The sequence below is a fragment of the Actinomycetota bacterium genome (assembly GCA_018830725.1).
Classification (GTDB): Bacteria; Actinomycetota; Humimicrobiia; order JAHJRV01; family JAHJRV01; genus JAHJRV01.
Genome location: JAHJRV010000160.1, coordinates 1 through 3481, shown reverse-complemented (window position 1 = coordinate 3481; position 3481 = coordinate 1). Strand labels below are relative to the sequence as shown.

General features: G+C 32.3%; 2 protein-coding genes. Both read right to left on the bottom strand.

The window, feature by feature from the left end:
- Positions 1-279: 279 nt before the first annotated feature.
- Complete coding sequence (locus KKC53_07040) at positions 280-900, bottom strand: LysE family translocator (protein ID MBU2598901.1); 621 nt, start codon at positions 898-900, stop codon at positions 280-282.
- A 683-nt stretch (positions 901-1583) separates the two neighbouring features.
- The coding region (locus KKC53_07035; GenBank protein MBU2598900.1) for a S9 family peptidase at positions 1584-3481 on the bottom strand (1898 nt) is incomplete at its 5' end.

Sequence of the window (3481 nt, the reverse complement as noted above, 5' to 3'; positions counted from 1 at the left end):
TATAACTACGGGTACTTATACGCTTTTTAATTGCAGTTATTATATCCATTTCTTTCCTTAAAATATTTAATCTCTCTTTATTATCCTGTTTGGTAATACCTAAACAAAATTGCACTAACTTTGTTCTTTGACAATTTAAATTCTCTGATTTAGTAACTTACGAAGTAGTACAACTAAATTCTCGTTACGATGGTTAAATCGCCATTCTATCTCTTTTAAGTGTAGATGAAAATATTGTTTTTTCTTACCACTAACTGGGGAATTTCTAATAACTTTTCACTATATAAAAAACATTTTTATAGAATCATAAATAAATTTTCCACCAAAAAATAAAAGAAACGCACCACATATGGTAGAAACAATCTTCTGGAATTTTTTTCCAAAGTACTGTCTACCTCTGAATGATAAGATTGAGAGAAAATAGCACCAGAAAAAATCACACAACCAGTGAAATAACATAAAAAACAAAAGGCCTAACATACCAAAACTAATGGATCGAAAAATTAGTGTAGCTCCCACAGTAGCCCACCAAATAAGAAAATAAGGATTCCACAAACTTAGAAGTATTCCATCTATTATAGGAAGGTGAGTGGATTTTTTAGAATTAACATCAATTTGTTTAATGCTACGAAACATGCTGATCCCCATAAATAAGAGAAATAATCCTCCCACAAAAGCAATTACTTCTTTCACATAGTTCAGCTTTAATAAATATCCAAAGCCATAAAATATAGATATAATCAGAGGAAGCTCAACTATTCCATGACCTATTGCAACCAATGCTCCAGCATGAGGAGACTTGTTCCCTTTTTCTACTGTTACAGCTGTAATGGGTCCAGGTGCCAAAACACCAGATAAAGAAATAAGCACTGCTTCAAAAAGAAATGTTAAAAGAGGCATATTTTATCCCTCTCATCATTTTATATAAATTTTATAGTAATAGGTAATATTTATTTAATTAGATAATCTAACTTTTGAAATGCTTTTTCTTCCAGTTCATAACAGCCCAAAATCTTTTGTTGTAAGTTAGTTAATAATAAAGTAAGATTCTTTTTTTGCAGCTCATCTACTGCTATTTTCATTAAATCCCCTAATTTTAGATTAATTTTCCCTTCATCTAACCCACTCTCTTATAAATTGCTTTGTTTTATTTTAGAATACCAGTATTTCTTCCCTTTAATAAATTCATCAGTCCCTTTTCTCTTAATTATTCTTAAATTCTTTATGTGAGTATCTCCATGATTTGGTTTCAAAAAATCAAGTTTTTTACAGGTTTCAAATTCATCACATTCCCAACAGCCTTCAAGTCTCTAATTTCTTCATTCATATTAATTTACCTCCATTCTCTATAACTCTAAATTTCTAATATATAGGAACAATAGATACTTAATAACAGTAAAAGCTCATTTTCCTTTTAGAAATTTTCTAACAACAGAAATATATTCTTCTCTTTTGACAATCGTTGTTAAATGACCACTACTTTTGAATGTATGCACATGTGCTTTAGGATATAGTTCCTTTACTTTATTCCTTTCGGAGGGATGAAATTTATTGAGATTTATCTATAATTTCTTTTTTAGTTTTTATTTATTATTCTCTTTTAAATATCTATCAAACCAACCCGCAATATGTTTTAATCTTTCGATACGCTTGTCAGTTCTACCGCTACGTGAAAGCCCATGAGGTTCTTCAGGAAAACTTACCATTTCAGTATCTACCCCTAATTTTTTTAAGGCAACAAATATTTGTTCACCTTGTTCAATTGCACAACGCAGATCCTGTTCGCTATGTATTATTAATGTTGGTGTTTTCACATTACCTATGTATTTCATAGGTGATTGACGCCAGTAATTTTCCATATTCTCCCAAGGTGGTTCATTACCAAGCTCGTATTGAAATGCCCAATTATAGTCACTAGACCCATACATACTTATAAGATTACTTACACTTCTTTGTGTAACAGCAGCTTTAAAGCGATCTGTATGTCCAATAATCCAGTTAGTCATGTATCCACCGTAACTACCACCTGTCACACCCATTCTTTTAGCATCTATATATGGTTTCTTTTCAACAAAATCAACCCATTTTATTAAATCATCATAATCTGCTGTTCCCCAGTTATTCCAGATTGCTTTCGAATGTTCTTCACCATATCCTTGGCTTCCTCTGGGGTTGCAAAAATAAATAACATATCCTTGTGCAGCTAAAAAGTAAAACTCATGCATAAAGAAGTTACCATACTGGACTCTGGGTCCCCCATGAATCTCTAAAATTGATGGGTATTTTTTTGATTCATCAAAATTGGGTGGTTTGAGAATCCAACCTTGTAGATCATTATTTGCAGCACCTTTAAACCAGACTTCCTCCATTTCGCCAAGATCTCTATATCGCAATAAGTTTTCATTAATATGGGTTAATTTTTTGGACTGTTTGGTATTTAAATCTTCAATCCAAACCTGTCCCAATTCAGTCATATTTGCATTAAAATAGGCCAGTTTCAACTGTTCATTGTCAAAGCTATAAAAACCAACAACTCCCTTACCTCCAGCCACTGTTTGCAAACTTTGCTTTCTTCCACTTAATGCAATTGATTTGAGAGTAGTATTCCCATATTGTGAAACTTGAAAATATATTTTATTTCCATTATTAGACCATATTGGTGGTATTAAAGGAAGAAGTCCTGGTATGTCATTTATAGTAGTGCTTGATACATCAAAATCAAACTTCTCTGTTAGGTTCTTTGCTTTCTTACTATTATCCACTGGTACAATCCATGAGTAAGTGTTTTTCCACCACTTCCCTTTACCTTTTTGTCCAAAGTAAGCAATCAATTTTCCATCTGGAGAAAAAGTTGGTTTATCTTTTGGTCCTATAGGTGTTTTTATTTTACTGAGTTCTCCTCCATCTGCTGAAATCATAAATAAATCTATAGCATCTGGATCAAGGTCAGGATCTTTACTGTGATTGGAACAGAAGACTATTTCCTTACCATTATGAGACCAATGGGGTTCTAAATCATCATAGATATCACTTTCGGTCAATTGTTTAGCTTTACCCGTAGAAATATCTATTGTCCATATATGCCATCTTTCTTTAGGTAAAGTTCCTGTTGCATCTAATTTATAGAAAATACGCTTAATGTGGCGGGATACAATACCAAGTTTTTTCTTTTGCTCATCCTTTTCCCTCTCTATTTCATCATTATCCTTTTTACGAAACTGGCAAACAAGCCTTTTACCATCAGGTGACCATTCAAATATACTTATAGTTCCTTTTAGATTTGTTAGCTTTCTTGCTTCACCACCATGAAAAGGTATTATGTGAATCTGTGATTGTTTTTCATCATCTCTATTTGAAATGAAAGCAATATATTTTCCATCTGGTGACCATTTTGGTTGACTATCTACTTGATTTCCATATGTAAATTGCCAGGCTCTTCCCCTTTCAGTTGGTACAATCCATAGATTTGAATATTTCTTTT